This window comes from Flagellimonas profundi (genome assembly GCF_017313275.1).
Lineage (GTDB): Bacteria > Bacteroidota > Bacteroidia > Flavobacteriales > Flavobacteriaceae > Flagellimonas > Flagellimonas profundi.
Window position 1 is genome coordinate 178,062 of sequence record NZ_JAFLNM010000004.1, and the last position, 17,236, is coordinate 195,297.

The window sequence follows — 17,236 nt, forward strand, 5'->3', positions numbered from 1 at the left end:
TCCCCCCTTGCTTGGATGCATTAACTAACTCTAAATTAATTTTTATGATAATGAAAAATTATTGGATGATGCTAGTGCTGTTTTTTTGTTTCTTAACAGCATTCGCACAAGAAATGAATGTTTCTGGAACCGTAACCGGTCAGGATGGTTTTCCTCTTCCAGGAGTGTCAATTATTGTAGTCGGTACAACAAATGGTACACAAACCGATTTTGATGGCCACTATTCCATAATGGCAAGTACCGGCCAAGTGCTTCGTTTTAGCTACATCGGTCAAAAAACTGTAGAAAGAACAATTGGTACGGCCCCTACCATTAACATACAAATGGAGGATGACGCACAAGCATTGGATGAAGTTGTTGTTACCGGTGTGGCTGGTGCTACTAGCCGAAAAAAGCTATCGGTAACCGTAGCAAAAGTAGGTGGAAACGATATTCAGGAAGTTGTTGCAACATCAGCCGCAAGTGCACTTCAAGGTAAGGTGTCCGGTGTTTCAGTAAACAATTTAGGACAACCTGGTCAAGGAGCCAATATCATATTAAGAGGATCCACTAATTTCTATGGTTCTCAGGAGCCATTAGTGATTTTAGACGGTGTGTTTGTAGAAAACGGACTTCAGGATATCAACGTGGACGATATCGAAAGTATGGAAATCGTAAAAGGAGCATCTGCTTCTTCCCTATACGGTTCTAGAGCTGGTAACGGTGTTATTGTCATCACTACCAAAAGAGGTAAAGAAGGTAAAACCGAAGTTACTTTAAGAAATGAAATAGGCTTTACCAAACTCACAAACTTTGTTACTACCAACCAATCCCACCCTTACAAATTGGCAAGCGATTGGCAAAGCTTCGCAGGCCAGTATACAAAGTTTGAAGGTGTGATGTATCCAGATAATTTCCAAAGTATTTTGGCAGCAGCTGGACACCCAATGGCCACTATTGGAGGTAGAACCATCGACGACGATGGATACTCAGACAACCCATATGGGGTGTATAATGATTTTCAAGATTTAATTTTTAAAGAGGGATTGACAAGGACTATGTATGGTTCTATTTCACAAGGTAGTAGCAAAGGAAATGTATTCTTTTCTTTTGAAGATTTTGACTATGAAGGCGTTCTTAAGTTAATAGAAGGATACCAAAGAAATAGTTACAGATTAAATGCCAGTTACCAGATTAATGATTGGCTGAAGTTTAGTACCAGCAATCTTTTTATAAATGTTAACGACTCCTCCCCTGTGGACAATGATGACTTTTATCGTATCATCATGAGGTTATCACCCGATGCCAATCTACTGGCTACCAATCCAGATGGACAGCCTTATTATTTCAAACCAGACCCATGGGAAAATGAGATAGACAACCCTTTGTATTCTCTTTACAATACAGATATAAAATCAACTCAACAACGCTTCTTGGGAGGATATAATTTGAATGTAAAACTAACTTCTTGGCTTAACGCTGATTTAGAATATACTTTTGAAAGCGACAACTATAGATATAGTGATAACAACAAGTTCGATAGCTTCCAAGATGATGGGTCTGAAATTGGGTTTGGGTACTCCAAGGGAAGCTTATATAAATCAAGTAGTTACTCCCTAGCCCAAAAAGCACAAGCGACACTAAATTTTGCTAAAGAAGTTGGTGAATTAGAGCTTAAAGGAAAATTGAGCTACCTTAATGAAGATATAAAATATGAAAGCTTTTACTCCCAAGGTACGGATTATCTATATCCCGGAATTCCGAGTTTAGACAACTTTGATTCGGATAACCTTATAAGCGGTTCTGACTTTTCACAAACTATTGCTCAAAACTTTTTTGCCATAGGTGGATTGGTTTTTAAAGACAGATATATTTTGGATGGGCTTTATAGGAAAGATGGGTCTTCGTTATTTGGCGAGAATTATAAATGGAATGATTACTATAGATTATCAGGAGCATACAGATTATCCGAAGATTTTAAAATCCCTGGAGTAGATGAATTCAAAATCAATTTTGCCATCGGGACTGCGGGTCAACGACCTGGATTTGAATGGCAATATGAACAAATTGAAATCAACAATGGGTCATTAGACACTGACAGGATAAAAGGCAATCCTGATTTAAGACCTTCCTTAACCGAAGAAATGGAAGTTGGGGCAAATTTATCAATGTTTAATGGCAGATTGAACTTTGAAGGTGCTTACTCCCAGCAAAAAACAAGCGATCAATTTATGTTAGTAAGTCTTTTCCCTCCAGCAAACGAGGGTAAAAATAGACAATGGCAAAATGTTGGGGATTTGGAAGCGAATACTTACGAAGCATCATTGAACGCTACTGTAATATCAAATAAAAATTTCTCGTGGAATTTAGGTTTGAACTTTGCTACCACCGAAAATGTAATTACAAAACTTAACGCTCCAGAGCAACAGGTAGGTTCACAAGATCTATTCTTGTTAAGGGAAGGTATCGAATTTGGCACTATGTGGGGTCGAGTTTTTGTAGAAGACTTGGAAACAATGACTCAGCAGTTACCCGACGGTGGGTCAATCACCGATTATGTCGTTAACTCAGATGGTGTTGTAGTTCTAGCTAACACGATTGGGACTTCAGACGAAGCTCCCATTATAAAAGTAGATGAAGATGATATCCCGGTTTTTGAGGAAATTGGTAATCAAAATGCTGATTTCCGTGCCGGTATCAACTCAACTTTTAAATATAAGAACCTATCACTGTATATGTTATGGGATTGGAAACAAGGTGGGGATGTCTACAATAAGAATAGACAATGGTTAACAATCTCTAACAGAACTGATATCGTTGATCAATCTAATAAACCAGACTCAGAAAAGAAAACTACCATTTACTATGGTAATCTATATGACACAAACAACAATAACAAATTCTGGGTAGAAGACGGAACCTTTGTAAAACTTAGAGAAGCTTCACTTTCATATAGGCTACCAAAAAAGGCATTAGATCATTTGGATTTCTTCAATGAAATAAAGTTAAGCTTAATAGGCAGAAACCTATTGACATTTTCCAAATATACCGGTTGGGACCCCGAAGTTAATTCATATAGTGATGATACAAGTCAATACTTTTCGGTTGATTATGGAGTATATCCTGTCCAAACTTCCTACTCTTTATCAATACAACTAAAATTTTAAACACCATGAAAAAGTTCAATCATATTTATACAATATTGGCTTTTGCTCCCTTTTTGATAATATCATCATGTATGGAGTTTGAGACCGATTTAGAAGTTGAAAACTTAGAAAATCCAGATGACCAAACTCTGAATTTTGATGCTAGTGCCATCGAGGCCACAGCTTCAGGATTGTATCAAAACTTTTATATGACAACATCAAGTACTGATGGCCTTGGTTTTGCGACCAATACTGCTGCGGATGTTTCAACGTGTTCATGGGGCAATTTTGGGATGCGAGATATTTCCAGTGAACCAAGGGTAGCATACAATAATACCACTTCATACCCAAATGCAGTCATAATAGAAAATCCATTTAGCGCTTATTATTCCATATTGGCAGATGCAAATACAGTTTTAGCTCAGGTTAATGAAGGTGCGGATTTCAGTCAACCAAAATTAATTGAGACCATAGCCAAATTTACACAAGCATTGACACTTGGCTACAATGCATTATTTTTTGACAAAGTCTGGCTATCCGACGAAACGGGTACTTTAAATGATGGAGAGCCAGTAAACTATGAGGAAGGAATGACATTTGCGTTGAAAAAATTGGATGAGGCTATCAATTTAGCCGACAACAATACATTCACTGTACCAGACAATTGGTTTCCGGGAAATTCTATGACCAATGTTGAACTTTCTCAACTAATGAACAGTTATGGTGCCAGAATGTTGACTTTAAATTCCAGAAATAGTGTTCAAAAAAGTACCACAAATTGGAATAGAGTACTTTCCTACGCAAACAATGGAATCAAAAATGATTTTAGTATTCTGCATGACGATACCACATGGTACGATTCCTTTAAGACATATTTGGTATATCCTGGCTGGGCAAGAATTGATATGTACGTTATTAACTTAATAGATTCGAACACTCCTGATTATTGGCCATCAGGGGAGGTTACAATTCCCCCTTCAACAAGCGATGACTCCCGTTTGGTTACAGATTTCGAATATCTTGACAGTCAGGCTTTTCGACCAGAACGAGGTGAATACCATTATAGTAGTTATAGATACTCTCGATATGATAATTATATCACGCAATGGACTGTAGCAACTCCTGAAATTTACAAAGCAGAAGTAGATCTATATAGAGCCGAAGCCCAGCTACATTTAGGAAATATAGCAGCCGCAGCTGACCTAATTAACGCAGGGACTAGGGTAAATAGAGGGAATTTACCCCCTGTTTCTATTGACGCTTCAGCTGTAGCTGATGCTATCCATTATGAAAGAATGGTTGAAATGCCGATTCTTTCATCTGGGTTATCCTTCTTTGAAATGCGAAAAGAAGACTTGCTACAATCTGGCACTTTATTACATTTCCCTGCTCCCGCATCAGCTCTGCAAGCTATTCCTGCGGATAGTTATACTTTCGGCGGGACGACTGGTGTAGCTGGGGAAGATTATTCAAATGGTGGATGGAGATAAATAATCATTAAAATAAAATATTATGGAACTAAAATTTAACAAACTTAGAGGAATCACCTTATTATTGGTTTCCTGTTTAATAGTTACTTCTTGCTTTGAAGACAACGATATTGAATCAGACGTTCCAAAAGTGGTGCCTTTTGTCTATAATTTCACGGGGCCAATAGTTGGTTTTGTTAGCGAAACGGCTGAATATTCCGTAAGACCAAGAGGAGGTTCAGATTATGTGTGGACCGTAAATGGTGCGGAAATGGCTCAGGTATCTGGTGCACCTCATAAAATAAATGTGACCTTTACCCAGTTTGATCAACCAGTATCGGTTTCAGTTTCTGAAATTGTTGCAAACGGTGAAGAATCCGAAACAAGCACCATGAATGTAACCGTTTTTGGAACACCCTGCACTTGGACTATTGAAATGCAAGATTCCTATGGCGATGGATGGAATGGTGGATTTCTTTCCTTTAGCTATGATGGAGTTGCTGCTGGTGAAATTGCTTTAATTGAAGAAGAAGGAGCATCTGCTACAAAAACAATTGATATTCCTAATGGCAGTGAGGTAGAAGTTGTGTACAACTCTGGCGAATATGATAAGGAGGTAACCTATCAGATCTATGATGCAAATGGAACTAAAATCTTTAACGATGGACCATCTCCAACAGTTGGTCTTGTGTTCAACTATACCAATGAGTGTCCCAACTAATATATTTTACAAATAAAGAACTTCCTTGTTTAGTTTACCCCAAGAAGAAATTCTTCTTGGGGTTCGCTTCGTACAATTAATTTATTTCTTTAAATAATTAATCTATTCACCATTTCCATAAACCCAAACACCCCATCCATCAATTAGCACTCATAAAATCAATGGTTTGCCCATAAGTTTGATAGATATTCATCAAACTATCGTGTAGAATGGTCCACATCTGTAAAAAAGCAATCGGCAATTCCCTAACATGGACAATGCTTCTTTCCATTACTTGTGCATTTTGCCAAGATCATCCAGAGGCCACCTATCGTCTCGATAACTTTATCAACAAAAGCTGTGAGACCGATTATAACAAGATGACTTCCGAGGCAGTAAAAAATATTTTAAAGTACGATGTGTTCCACATTACCCAAAAAACCAAAAACATTTATGGGGAAAAGGATACGGAAATCCATCAATTCATTGTCCTGGACAATGGCCAAAACGTAAAGCGGTTTGAGCATATCAACAGCAACACCAGCCTACCAGAACTGACCAGTTATATTCAGGAGGATTTTCGCCTAAACCAAGAAACTGCATTTGTTTTCCAATCCATGTTGGATGATATCTATCCTATTGCCGACTGGAAACCGGATAAAAGAGAGTTCTTTTTAAAAAATGGCAAATGGTACTTTTTACGAGATGCTTATTTCCGGTCGAAACAGGGTTTCGAAATCACGGTAGATTCCACAGGGAAAATAACCAACATCTGTTATAAGATGAAATGGGACGAAGCAGAAAGCAAATAATTCAGACTTCATCAAATAAAAAAAGCCTCCGTAAAAAATGGAGGCTTTTTGTTTGCTTTGCTAAATCCTGTTAATAGAACGTAGCTCTCTTATCTTCTATCTCAGCTTTATCTTTTAAAGCATTGTAAACTGCTCCATTTACACGCGCGGCCGTACCACCCTGTAAGTTTTGGGCATAGGTACTGTAGTTTTCCACATCCGGTGCTTCGGTTTTGTTGGTCACTTGGATCATGAACACGCCACTATTACCTTCGATCAAATCCGAGGTTTGTCCTTGCTCCATGGAAAAGGCCTTACCTACAACAAAAGGTTCCCTACCAGCTCCAGGAATGGTTGGCGATGACATGGTAACCGCTGAAGCGGTATTTTGGGTCACATTGTTATCCGATGCGATGGCTTCCATGGTTTTCCCTTCATTGGCCGCAATGATCTGCGCTGCTTTACGCTCTTTTCTAATGGCCGGCAATGCACTCGCAGATGCATCCTCGGGAGCCATAAGTCCTTTTTTATACTTCTTGGTCAACTGCACTACGGCATAACCATTGTTTACGTTAAAACGTTTGATGTCGCCAACACTGGTGTCATCGTTAAACGCCCACTGAACAATACTACGCTGAGAGCCAAGACCAGGAAGATTCTCCTCCATCTCCTTTATTTTGTTTACAGGTCTCACCGTGTAGTTGCTTTCCTTTGCAATGTCACCAAAGTTTTCTGGCTCCGCATCCATCACGGCCATTTCGTATTTGGTAGCATCCGTGAACAAGGTGTTGATGGTTTGTTCAGATGGTTCTATTTCCCTTGCCATAGTGGCAATTTGAACTACATCTTGCTTATCGTCTATTTTAATAACATGATACCCAAACTGAGTTTCTACCAAACCAACTGTTCCCGTTGGGTTACCGAAGCAGAAATCGTTGAACTCGTCCGCCATTACACCTTCTTGAAAATAACCAAGGTCTCCTCCACGAGGAGCAGAAGGTCCATCGGAATTTTCTCTTGCCAAAGCTGTGAAGACCGCATCTTCTTTTCTGGCTTCGGCCAACAATCTTTCTGCCTCTGCTTCTGCCTCTTCTTTGGTTCTGGTTATAGATGGGTTGGCACGTTCCGCCCCTTCCCAAGTGATTAGGATATGACTTGCTTTTACCGTTCCATTGGCTTTCTTGTCCATGATCTTGGAAACTTTATAAAAATCCCCATCCGTGTATGGTCCAAATACTTCACCAACATTCATGGCCATTAATGTGTCTGCCACAACAGCAGGCAAGTCTCTTTTGGCTTTGTATATGGTATCGAATTTAGTATCGGAGTATCTATCAAGGAAAGCCGCCATATCGTTGGTGTTTCTAAAACCAAGAATAGTATCGTTGGCATCCTTTGCTTCTGAATATTCAACAGAATCGTCCATCAATGCGGTAATCTCAGCTTTTACATTGCTCTCATCCTCTGCAGATGGCTTTTCTTCAAAATACACAAAGCGAATGTCGCGTGCCTTCTCCTGCTGGAACATAGCCTTGTGGTCGTTTATATAAGATTGAATCTCGCTTTTGGAGACTTCAATTTCACTATCTTCAATAGATGTGTAAGGTATACGTACATACTGAAGGTCAATTTTGTCATTGGCCATATTGTAATCCAATTTGCCTTCCGTAAGGGTAGCAGTCACCCCTCCTTTTACCAAGTTGAAATACATACGCTCTTTGGCCGCTTGGATAATGGATGCCTCATCTTGCAACCAGGCATCGTAACGCAAAGGGTCGTTGGCTCTCCAGTCTGCAATGGCACTTTTAAAAACTTCCGCATTAAAAACTCCATTTTCATCTTGAAAGTCTGGAATTTGGGCATATCCGGATGTTCTTACGAAATCAACGATCTGATCGCTTTCCACATCAATTCCCAAATCTTCGAACTGTTGGTTCAAAATGGTTTTTCTTACTTCTTGCTCGTAAACCATGTTCACCAACTGTGTGGATGTAACTGTGGGTCCATATCTTCTGGAAGCTGTTTCTACTTGCGTTCGAAACTCATCGATCGGAATATTTTCTCCATTTACCTCTGCAACCGAGGAGCCCACTTTTCCACCAGCAAAATTGTTACTGCTGAATACTCCTGATATTACGAATGCGAACAACGCCAAACCAATAATTAGAATCAGAACTGTTGTTCGTTTTCTAATATTCTCTAATATTGCCATTTTACTGCTTGTTTTCTTTAAATTCAGTGGGCGAAAATACCACTTTCTTTTCAAATAGGAAAGCTAAAAAAGGGTCGGAAATTATTAATCTTCAGCATGAACGCGCACACTTACCAAATCTATTTTGGTATTGGACACCTCCAAAATCTTGAAAGTAAAATTATCTACCGTGACTTCTGAATCCTGCTCCGGTATTTCCCCTGTTTGGTTAACGATCAACCCACCCAAAGTCTCGTATTCTTCCCCTTCCGGAAGTTCCAGTTTATAATTTTCGTTAATGTAATCGACCTCCATTCGAGCTGAAAACTTATACTCGTTCTCACTGATTTGCTCTTCATAAAGATCTGTGGAATCGTGTTCATCTTCAATTTCCCCAAAAAGCTCCTCGATAATGTCCTCGACCGTTAAAATTCCGGATGTGCCTCCATATTCATCGAGAACAACCGCCATACTTTTTCTTTTTTTGGTCAACACATTCAAAATATCCTGGATGAGCATGGTTTCTGGAACAAACTCAACGGGCAGCAGTATGCTTTTGATGGTCTTTGGTTTTTTGAAGAGCTCATAGGAATGTACATATCCGATAATCTCGTCGATGCTTTCCTTAAATATCAAGATTTTGGAATAACCGGTTTCCGTAAAGAGCTTGGTCAAGTTTTTGGGTGTCTCGTTCTGTTCCACGGCGGTAATTTCGGTACGGGGAACCATCACCTCTCGTGCTTTTACGGTTGAAAACTGCAATGCATTCTGAAAGATCTGGATCTCGGAATCCACATCGTCCTCTTCTTCAACGGTTTCCATTTGTTCGGTGATATAATCCCCAAGTTCCAGTTTTGTAAAGGACAATTGTACTTCATCCCCTTCGTCCTTGAAAAATATTTTTAAAATAAAATCCGAAACTCTAATTACGAACCATGAAATCCCCGAAAACAAGAGGTAAAAAAAATAGGCAGGTACCGCAAATACCTTGAGCAATGCATTGGAATAGATTTGAAAGAAGACTTTTGGCAGAAACTCCGCGGTCAACAAGATCAAGAGTGTAGAAATAATGGTTTGTGACAGTAAGCTGAAATCGGTCAACAATACGTTAAGAAACTGATAATCGGTAGGAAGCATCCCCTGAAACCACTCCATTAACAAATCACCCATAAAAAGGCCGTAGATGACCAATGCTATATTATTGCCAATGAGCATGGTGGCAATAAATTTTGAAGGTTTATCGGTAAGCCAGGTAAGTACCTTGGCCAGAAAGCCCTCCTGTTTTTTTTCTATTTCAATATGGATCCTGTTGGCCGAAACGAAGGCAATCTCCATTCCGGAAAAAAATGCTGAAAACAGCAGGGAAAGAACGATGATGATAATGGAAGAATCCAATGCTATTGTTGATTATCCTTTTTTCGCTGTTCAAAACGTTTTCGATATCTTCTTCTAAAAGCGAACATAGCGATAGATACGACCGCAAAGAAGATAAATATGTAGGTATCCTTTGGGTTTATGCTCCAAAGTGTGGCGATCTTATATATGGAAATGGCGGCTACCGCCAAATAAAGGTATTCTGTGTATCTTAAAATCTTGATCATACTATTCTTCTTCTTTAATCGTCATTAGGCCGTAAGTTTTATGGGCCTTAAAAAAGGTGAAGTCCTTATTAAAATCCATTCCTTCACCGTCCATTACGGTACCATCTTCGGGGTTGGTATAGGTAAAAGCGGCTTCGGTAAAAACCCAATTGTTCTTTCTATCAAAATATAATTGGTCGGTCTCCAGCTTTTTACCATCATGTGTTTCCACAACAACATTCCCTTGCAAATCTATCAAATTGGTCTGAGAATATACAATACCGTAATCGGCAACGATCACACTTTTCTGATTTTTTTCATCATAAAAATCAACCTGGAGCCCTTCAGGAAAGGTACGGAATTTAAATCTTTGATTATCAAAATCCTCGGATAACGGACTGGTAAGAACCGCTATCACCCGTGTAGTTGCAGAATCTTGGGTTCCCATCGCCTCCATGGTCTCGGTATAAGTCAAGGTGAAGTTTTGGGCCACGCCTTGTGGAAACAAGGGTTTTACCGCTTCTTCCCCAACCCTCTCGTAGTCATCACCACAGGATATAAAAAGGATTGCCACGGTAAAAACCGTGGCAAAGCTCTTTAAAATATGTTTTGATGTGTATTTCACTACAAGTTAGGTACTGTAACACTACCGCCTACCCAACAGCTGAAGGAAATGGTTTGACCAGCTTTTCCTGAGCTGAAAATCATTTCTTTGGATGGGGCCTTGGCTGCGTAACTTGCCGCAGTTTGACTTGCTCTGCTACCCAAAGCAGGGTCTACTCGACCAGCTTTTCTTGCCATGTCGGCAGCTTTCCAGTATATCGCTCTCTTTTCGAACGGAGTACTACCACAGGCATTGGCACTGGTTGCATACAAGTTGGCGATCAACAAATATGCCTTACCGTTTGCCGGGTTGGCATCAATAGCTTTAAGTGCGTAACTTCTTGCTTGTGACTTGCTGCTATTTCTAACCGTAGTGGCAATTTTATAAAGGATATCGGATTTCTTATAGGAATCAGTTTCCAACTCTACCGCTTTGTTGAAGTCAGCAAGTGCACCGTTCATATCTCCAGACTTTTGTTTAAGTGCACCACCGTACATATAAGCATCGGCAGATGGATCCAAAGCCAACTGGGCCTCGAACAACTTTCTAAACATTGGATCGTCTATACACTCCTTGGAGAACATTCTACCCACGGCACGCTTTACCCATTTTACATCATCCTTCTTTTCCTCAAAGCTTTTTTCGTACAATGGAATCAAGTTATCGCAATCTGCAAGTGCACCCAATTTGGAATCTACACTGCTTGCTACTTTACCAAAAGACTCAGAATTCACCGTAGCAACCCTAAGGGCTCTTTTTTCTTTAGAAGTCAAGGTGCCCAAAGAATCTTTTGGAAGAAGCTTAGTTACAATATCCGTAAGTTTTTGGTTTTCTGCTTCAATTCTTCCAGTAACATCATCGTATGTTGTAAATACGTCTTGAAGGTCTTTTTTACCGGCATCGTGCAAATCCACCAAGCTAGAGAAATAAAGATATAAGGCTCTTGGGTTCTTAAAGTTGGACTGATCTTCTTGAAAAGCTTTATCCAACAAATTGAACAACTCCTCATCGGAAGCCATTTTGTTCTCGTACATCAACAAAGCTTTGTCGATGGCAACACCTGCCTTGGTGTAATTTGTTGGGAAATACTTTAGACTATTATCGTACAAGTCCAACAAATCCTGGATGTATGCATCCTTCTCAGCTCCTGTTGAGCTTTCAACCTTCGCTTTCAGGATTCGCTCTCCATAGGAGAAATTTGCCTTGTTAATGTCCGGGCAACTTTCGTAAACCATTTTCCATGGTTCATAAGCTGCATCATAGTTTTTCACCTTTACGTGTTCTGCATAAATCGACAGATTGGTCATACACTCGGGGTTCTGCGCTTGGGCCATACTTAATCCCGCCAACATGGTGACCATTATCATTGTTAAGTAGTGTCTCTTTTTCATCTTACTAATTTTAAAGCTGTTAAAGTACAAATTTTCATTAAAAAATCCTCCTGAAGGACCTTCTATGGGTGGTTATTTATCAAATTTTTAAAAAAAGGGGCTATCAATTTATTTTTCTCTGTCTAAACCATCTATCATTTAACGATAAGCCTATATTGACTTTAAAATAACTTTCCTCTATCAGGTTTGCATCGGTTGTTCCACGCCTTCCGAGTTCAAAACCTAGGTTTAGATTGGAGAAATCCCCTCCTAGTGGTAAACCTAATCCAAAAGTTATGCCAAAGTTGTTAATTTCTTTATTGTTGACCGTTAAACCGCTTACATCGTACCTAAGCCCGGCACGGTATGTAACGCGTTTAAAGTAGCTTGAAAGAGGTCGATAGTCAGGAATCCAGTACCCTCCAAAGGCATAGGTACTCGCATCATTGTATGTTACATTCTCCAAGCCGAGGAACGTATTGTCAAAATCGCTCATTTTTTGAAAACTGTACTCACCCCCAAGAAACCATTTTTTATTTTCCCCAAAACCAAGACCAACCGTTGTTCTGGTCGGTATTTTCAACTCCGTGTTCCTTAGGTTGGATGCGTCCAGGTTTACATCGACCACCTCTACATTAGCACCTGTATCCAACGAAAACGACCCCAAGCGCTGGTTGTTTTTTGAGACCAAATTACCCTGGGTATTCACCAAAACAGAGGTATAGAGCGTATATTTATCCTTAATAATAGGAGTATAGTTTAAGGCATATTTAAAATCGTACCCGTTTACTTTGGACTCCCGATTGTCCAGAGTCCCAAACTGTACCCCTTCGACACTTTGAACCCTTTCATATTCCAGCGTACCAAAATTAAAATTGGCCGTTACCCCTAGACTCAGGTATTTAATAGGTTCGAACCCTATGGAGGCATACAATCGGTTGAGCCCGCCTGATCCCGTATACACATTGGTGACTTCGGAACCTTGACCATTTACCGAAATTGCATTCAAGTTATACCCTACAGATGAATAAGGCATAATACCAAAACCGAACCCTGCATTCTTTGCGATCGGGAAACCAATGGAAAGGTAATCCAAGTTGGTTTTGGAAACATTTTGCTCCTCTGTCCAGTCCTTTAACCGGTACTCTTTATGGGAAAGCCCTGCCGTATATGCGGTTAACCTAAGCTTGGAGTATGCCGCTGGATTGGTCAAATTGATATGGATACTGTCCCCATACATACTTATACCGCCCATCATTTGATTGTCCACCGAACCGTTGTCCCGGTGATCGCCTATTCCGAAGTAAGAATATGGCGAAATGGTTCCATTTTGTGCGAACAAACCATGGGCAGTAACGCAAAAAAAAGCGATCAGAATTTTTTTAATCATTCAGTTTGTGTTGTATTCCAGTAGGCAATTAAGTCCCTCCAAGAGAAATTTGGAGTTCGCAAATATGGTGTTTTTTAGCCTTTTGGCAAAAAAATGGGAGTCTCCGCCTGTTAAAATAACTGTTAAATCTTGAAAACGAGATTGATATTGATCGATCACCCCATCCACTTCTTGGGCCACCCCGTTGATCACACCACTGTGCATGCAGGATTCGGTTGAGTTGCCGATAAAATCCAGCAGCTCCTCGGGTTCCAACAAAGGAAGTCCCGCGGTTTGGTTGTGCATGGCGTTGTACCGCATCCGAATACCGGGCGAAATGGCTCCGCCGACATATTCCCCCGCATTGTTCACCATATCGTAGGTGATGCAGGTTCCCGCATCAATGACCAAGGTATTGCCCCTCGTGTTTTGGTAATAGGCCGCCGTGGCCAGGGCAATCCTATCCACCCCCAAAGTTGTAGGAGTGGCATAACTGTTTTTAAAGGGAACTTTGGATTGGCTCGTGAGCACGTGCACTCTGCAGAACAGGGCCACTACATCCCTTTCTTTCCGGTCCAGTTTACCGACAGATGATATAATGGCATGGTTGATCCGCGGATATTTCTCGAACAGTTCCTTTATGTTGGAAAGGAACAATCCCGACTCAAAGCTGTGGTCGTAGATGATCCTTCTGTTCTCAAAAACAGCGTATTTGATCAAGGTATTCCCTATATCGATAACCAGATTCATGGTACAAAGGTCGGGAATTGGAAAAAATCAGAACCTTTTTTTCGGGTTTTTGTTTGTATATCCTAATTTTGAAATTATATTTGCACCCGCTTAATAAAGCTTGGTACCTTAGCTCAGTTGGTAGAGCAACGGACTGAAAATCCGTGTGTCCCTGGTTCGATTCCTGGAGGTACCACCACAAACCCTCGCATCCACAAGGATTGTGGGGGTTTTGTTTTTTGGTTGACAATTTCGTTGACATTATCAATTATCCAATTGCTTGAAATTATTTCTTCACAAGAGGTTTTTTTGTAAGATAATCTGCTGTTCTAGTACTAAGAAAATTTATTTGAAGAATGATTGATGATTTTGAAATTGAAAGGTTTCCAGATTAATGACGACTATTCTTACAAAAGAATTTGTTGAATTTTACGTTAATTAATTAATATTGTATATTTTTAGAGACAAGGGGTTAATTATGCATTTTTTTGAAAATTTACCAGAGAAGTTAAACTTAGCATATAGTTTGCTAGCAGGCACCTTATTTTCTCAATTTATAAGAGAAGATACTGTGATTAGTCATGAGGCCAAGGGTGTTCTCAAAAACCCCGCGGATAAAATTCTCATTGATGACACTGTTCAAGAGTTGAAGAAAGACTCTTCAATGAAAAAGAAGAAAATTACCCTTTCTGACGATACCGAGGTTGTAATCAACATATCTTAAAACTAAATAGTGTGACAAATGGAGTTTAATATTGCACTTCACACTATTTTTTATGTTTCCATATTTATAATTCCAGGTTTCTTATTAAGACGATTTTACTTTACTGGAGAATTTAACAAAGAGTTCTCACAGGGTAATTTAATGGAACGATTCATTTGGACCATCTTCAGTAGCATTATGGTCCTGCTTGCAAGCTCTTTTTTCTTTTACCTATTGAGGGTGATTTCAGGAAAAAAGTTGTTGTCAGCTATATCATATTCAACTATTAAAGAAATTTTTGACTTACTATCAAATAATGAAATTCCCAAGTCCAGTAAATTTTTTCTTGTTTATAAGGACTTCTTAATTCTAATTTTAGGGGTATATATTGCTGCTATTCTTATAGGAATAGTTTTTAGAAAAGCAGCTTTATCAAACTTTTTAAGATCATTATTTCCTGTATTGAAATATAAAAACTATTGGTACTATTTTATACGTGGAAAAGTCAAATTAGCACCGAAAGAGTCAGGGATGGTTTATTGGTATACTGATGCAGATATACTAGTGGACCAAAATGGAAAAGCCAAAATGTACAGCGGAAAAATTACTGACTATTTTATTAATTCTGAAACAAACGAACTTGAGAGCATCTTTTTGGAAGATACTAACCGATATAAGTTTGATGACAATGGAAACTATCAACTAGTTCCAATACCAGGTCATACATTATGCATTCCCTTCAATCGAATGTTAAATATGAATTTGACCTACGTAAATCGAGAAAAGAATCAATCTTGGAAAAGAAATGTTGTCTGGTGGCTCATTGAAATATCATACTATGGCTTGGTTTTCATATTGGTATCCTTATTTTTTTTAGAAGATTTTCCGTTTATAAAATTGAACTCAATACTGGACAAAATTGGATTTTCAATTAATACATGGGTTCTTCTTTCAATTTTTAAAGCCATATTCCAAAACATTGTTTTTCCAATTGAATCAAGCAAAAGGAAGGTAACTTTAACTGCTAATATCATAGGAGTTATCGTATCTTCTATTCAATACTTGTGGATTTTTGACATCTATGGCTTTTTTTCTGTACTTGGCCTTACAGCTATAGTTTTTTTCATTCTAGTTTTCAAGTTTGTCAACGTAGAAAAAAAGGAGGAGAATTCTAAAGATTCACTAAAATAACCAATTTTCAAAAAATAAATATCTCTTGCTTTACCGAACCATTTGAAGAAATTTCTTCTAATGAAGTAGATTCATACCTGAGTTCACGACTTAATAACTACTCCCTTAACCTTATGAGCATAAAACAACCGTAAGATGAATGATTCTTTAGAAAACTTTTTAACAGATAGCGGCGAATTTATTTTGGATTCCTTGGTTGATAATGAAGTAGTGAAGGAAATACCGGTAATAGGGACATCAATTAATATTATCAAAGGGGTTAAAAGCATCCGTGACAAGATTTATCTCAACAAAGTGAAAACTTTTATCGATAAATTGGGAAGCATTAATGAGAAGCAAAAAGAAAGGCTTATTAACGAATCAAAAAAAGATCAAAATCGTAGAGTAAAATTTGGAGAAGCCCTTTATACTTCCATCGAACATAGTGATTCTATGGTTAAAGTTGAATATTTGGCTGTGGCTTTTGAAGCATTCCTTAACGGCGACATTGATAACGCCGAGTTAAGATTAATTTGTCATGCCATTAAATCATCTTTTTCAGATGAACTTATGGATGTCGTAGAGAATGAAAATTATTCTTCTGATTTAAAATTTCTAGTTCCTTCAGGGTTAGCGGAAGCACTTTATTTTGGCATGGTTTCTCATGGCACCCAACAAGGGCCGGGATACCAACTGACATCCATTGCTATTAACCTTAGGGATGCATGGAAAAAATATGGCAATAAAAAGAGTAATTAATCACCAATCATCATCAGCCTTGACCTCACTTTTCATATAAGCCAATAAAGATGAATCAATACTTTCGATTTCATCTACAATCTGAGGGAAAATTTGATCATAATGATTCTTTTGACCATCATAATCCTTTCGAGCCTTTTTATCATTATTCAATCGTTTTAATGCCGCCTTAGTACCAGGCATATCTGTTTCAGTTAGCACTTTTCGACTATAATCCCTATATGCCTCAAAATCCATATTCATGAAGATAAAAGGTATTTCTACTCCGCTAGTAGACATAGAAAGGTCCATGATTTCAATTTTGTATCTCCCTTCTCTAAATTGAAGATCCAAAGTGAAATTAATGTCTCTCGTAACATAAATAGTTGTGCCATAAGCGGTAAAATCAGCACCAACTGAAAAGCCTCCCTTTGCTAAAATCTGGTCAGCATTGTTTATTCTAGTCACATAATTTGAATTCTTGAATGACCGGGCCACCCATTCATCGCCTTCTTTTTTTTTAGTTCTTGCTTGCTAAGGCCAATCTCATGAACCTGCCTTAAATAAATCGTTTGGTTTACTGAATCTATGGTTGCCTGTGAAAACATTGTGAATGGCACCAATAGTAATAATAGGATAGTGTTTCTCATGACCAAAAAATAATCATTTTTCTTTGTTTTACCCTATTTGTGACGTT

15 protein-coding genes and 1 tRNA gene are annotated in these 17,236 nt (G+C 38.8%); 8 read left to right on the forward strand and 8 right to left on the reverse strand.

The features are described from left to right. The first annotated feature begins 11 nt into the window (after nucleotides 1-11). The 4 genes from J0654_RS15980 to J0654_RS15995 all read left to right on the forward strand — a co-directional run bounded on the left by J0654_RS15980 (nucleotide 12) and on the right by J0654_RS15995 (nucleotide 6,106). Nucleotides 12-3,146, forward strand: a complete 3,135-nt coding sequence (locus J0654_RS15980; RefSeq protein ID WP_207030120.1) for a SusC/RagA family TonB-linked outer membrane protein — start codon at nucleotides 12-14, stop codon at nucleotides 3,144-3,146. Between the two features lie 5 nt (nucleotides 3,147-3,151). Beyond that, nucleotides 3,152-4,615, forward strand: coding sequence for a RagB/SusD family nutrient uptake outer membrane protein (locus J0654_RS15985; protein WP_207030121.1), 1,464 nt, complete (start codon nucleotides 3,152-3,154; stop codon nucleotides 4,613-4,615). A gap of 22 nt (nucleotides 4,616-4,637) precedes the next feature. Further along, nucleotides 4,638-5,315, forward strand: coding sequence for a hypothetical protein (locus tag J0654_RS15990; RefSeq protein ID WP_207030122.1), 678 nt, complete (start codon nucleotides 4,638-4,640; stop codon nucleotides 5,313-5,315). 209 nt (nucleotides 5,316-5,524) lie between these two features. Further along, complete coding sequence (locus J0654_RS15995) at nucleotides 5,525-6,106, forward strand: hypothetical protein (RefSeq protein WP_207030123.1); 582 nt, start codon at nucleotides 5,525-5,527, stop codon at nucleotides 6,104-6,106. Nucleotides 6,107-6,176: 70 nt separating this feature from the next. On the opposite strand, the gene J0654_RS16000 is transcribed toward J0654_RS15995, so the two are convergent. The 7 genes from J0654_RS16000 to J0654_RS16030 all read right to left on the reverse strand — a co-directional run bounded on the left by J0654_RS16000 (nucleotide 6,177) and on the right by J0654_RS16030 (nucleotide 13,949). Continuing rightward, entirely contained in the window at nucleotides 6,177-8,297 is a 2,121-nt protein-coding gene (locus J0654_RS16000) for a peptidylprolyl isomerase (RefSeq protein WP_207030124.1), read from the reverse strand. A gap of 84 nt (nucleotides 8,298-8,381) precedes the next feature. Further along, on the reverse strand, nucleotides 8,382-9,671 hold the full coding sequence (locus J0654_RS16005; protein WP_207030125.1) for a hemolysin family protein: 1,290 nt from the start codon (nucleotides 9,669-9,671) through the stop codon (nucleotides 8,382-8,384). 2 nt (nucleotides 9,672-9,673) lie between these two features. Continuing rightward, a complete protein-coding gene (locus J0654_RS16010; RefSeq protein ID WP_207030126.1) occupies nucleotides 9,674-9,877 on the reverse strand; it encodes a hypothetical protein in 204 nt (67 codons plus the stop codon). Between the two features lies 1 nt (nucleotide 9,878). Further along, the gene (gene lptC / locus J0654_RS16015) at nucleotides 9,879-10,481 is read right to left on the reverse strand and encodes an LPS export ABC transporter periplasmic protein LptC (RefSeq protein ID WP_207030127.1); all 603 of its coding nucleotides are present in this window, start codon (nucleotides 10,479-10,481) and stop codon (nucleotides 9,879-9,881) included. Next, nucleotides 10,481-11,851, reverse strand: coding sequence for a hypothetical protein (locus tag J0654_RS16020; RefSeq protein ID WP_207030128.1), 1,371 nt, complete (start codon nucleotides 11,849-11,851; stop codon nucleotides 10,481-10,483). Before J0654_RS16020 ends, lptC begins: the two co-directional genes overlap by 1 nt. 103 nt (nucleotides 11,852-11,954) lie before the next feature. After that, nucleotides 11,955-13,220 (reverse strand): BamG family beta-barrel-assembly machinery protein, encoded by a 1,266-nt coding sequence (locus tag J0654_RS16025; protein WP_207030129.1) that lies wholly within the window; start codon nucleotides 13,218-13,220, stop codon nucleotides 11,955-11,957. Next, on the reverse strand, nucleotides 13,221-13,949 hold the full coding sequence (locus J0654_RS16030; protein ID WP_207030130.1) for a type III pantothenate kinase: 729 nt from the start codon (nucleotides 13,947-13,949) through the stop codon (nucleotides 13,221-13,223). A gap of 102 nt (nucleotides 13,950-14,051) precedes the next feature. Here J0654_RS16030 and J0654_RS16035 point away from each other — a divergent pair. The 4 genes from J0654_RS16035 (at nucleotide 14,052) to J0654_RS16050 (ending at nucleotide 16,560) form a co-directional block, all read left to right on the forward strand. Continuing rightward, nucleotides 14,052-14,127 (forward strand) — tRNA-Phe (locus tag J0654_RS16035). A 279-nt stretch (nucleotides 14,128-14,406) separates the two neighbouring features. Further along, a complete protein-coding gene (locus tag J0654_RS16040; protein WP_207030131.1) occupies nucleotides 14,407-14,652 on the forward strand; it encodes a hypothetical protein in 246 nt (81 codons plus the stop codon). Between the two features lie 18 nt (nucleotides 14,653-14,670). Then, nucleotides 14,671-15,822 carry a hypothetical protein gene (locus tag J0654_RS16045; RefSeq protein WP_207030132.1) on the forward strand — a complete coding sequence of 384 codons (1,152 nt, stop codon included), beginning with the start codon at nucleotides 14,671-14,673 and terminating at the stop codon, nucleotides 15,820-15,822. A 135-nt stretch (nucleotides 15,823-15,957) separates the two neighbouring features. Further along, nucleotides 15,958-16,560 carry a PaRep2b protein gene (locus tag J0654_RS16050; RefSeq protein ID WP_207030133.1) on the forward strand — a complete coding sequence of 201 codons (603 nt, stop codon included), beginning with the start codon at nucleotides 15,958-15,960 and terminating at the stop codon, nucleotides 16,558-16,560. On the opposite strand, the gene J0654_RS16055 is transcribed toward J0654_RS16050, so the two are convergent. Beyond that, complete coding sequence (locus J0654_RS16055; protein WP_207030134.1) at nucleotides 16,561-17,007, reverse strand: hypothetical protein; 447 nt, start codon at nucleotides 17,005-17,007, stop codon at nucleotides 16,561-16,563. Between the last annotated feature and the right edge of the window lie 229 nt (nucleotides 17,008-17,236).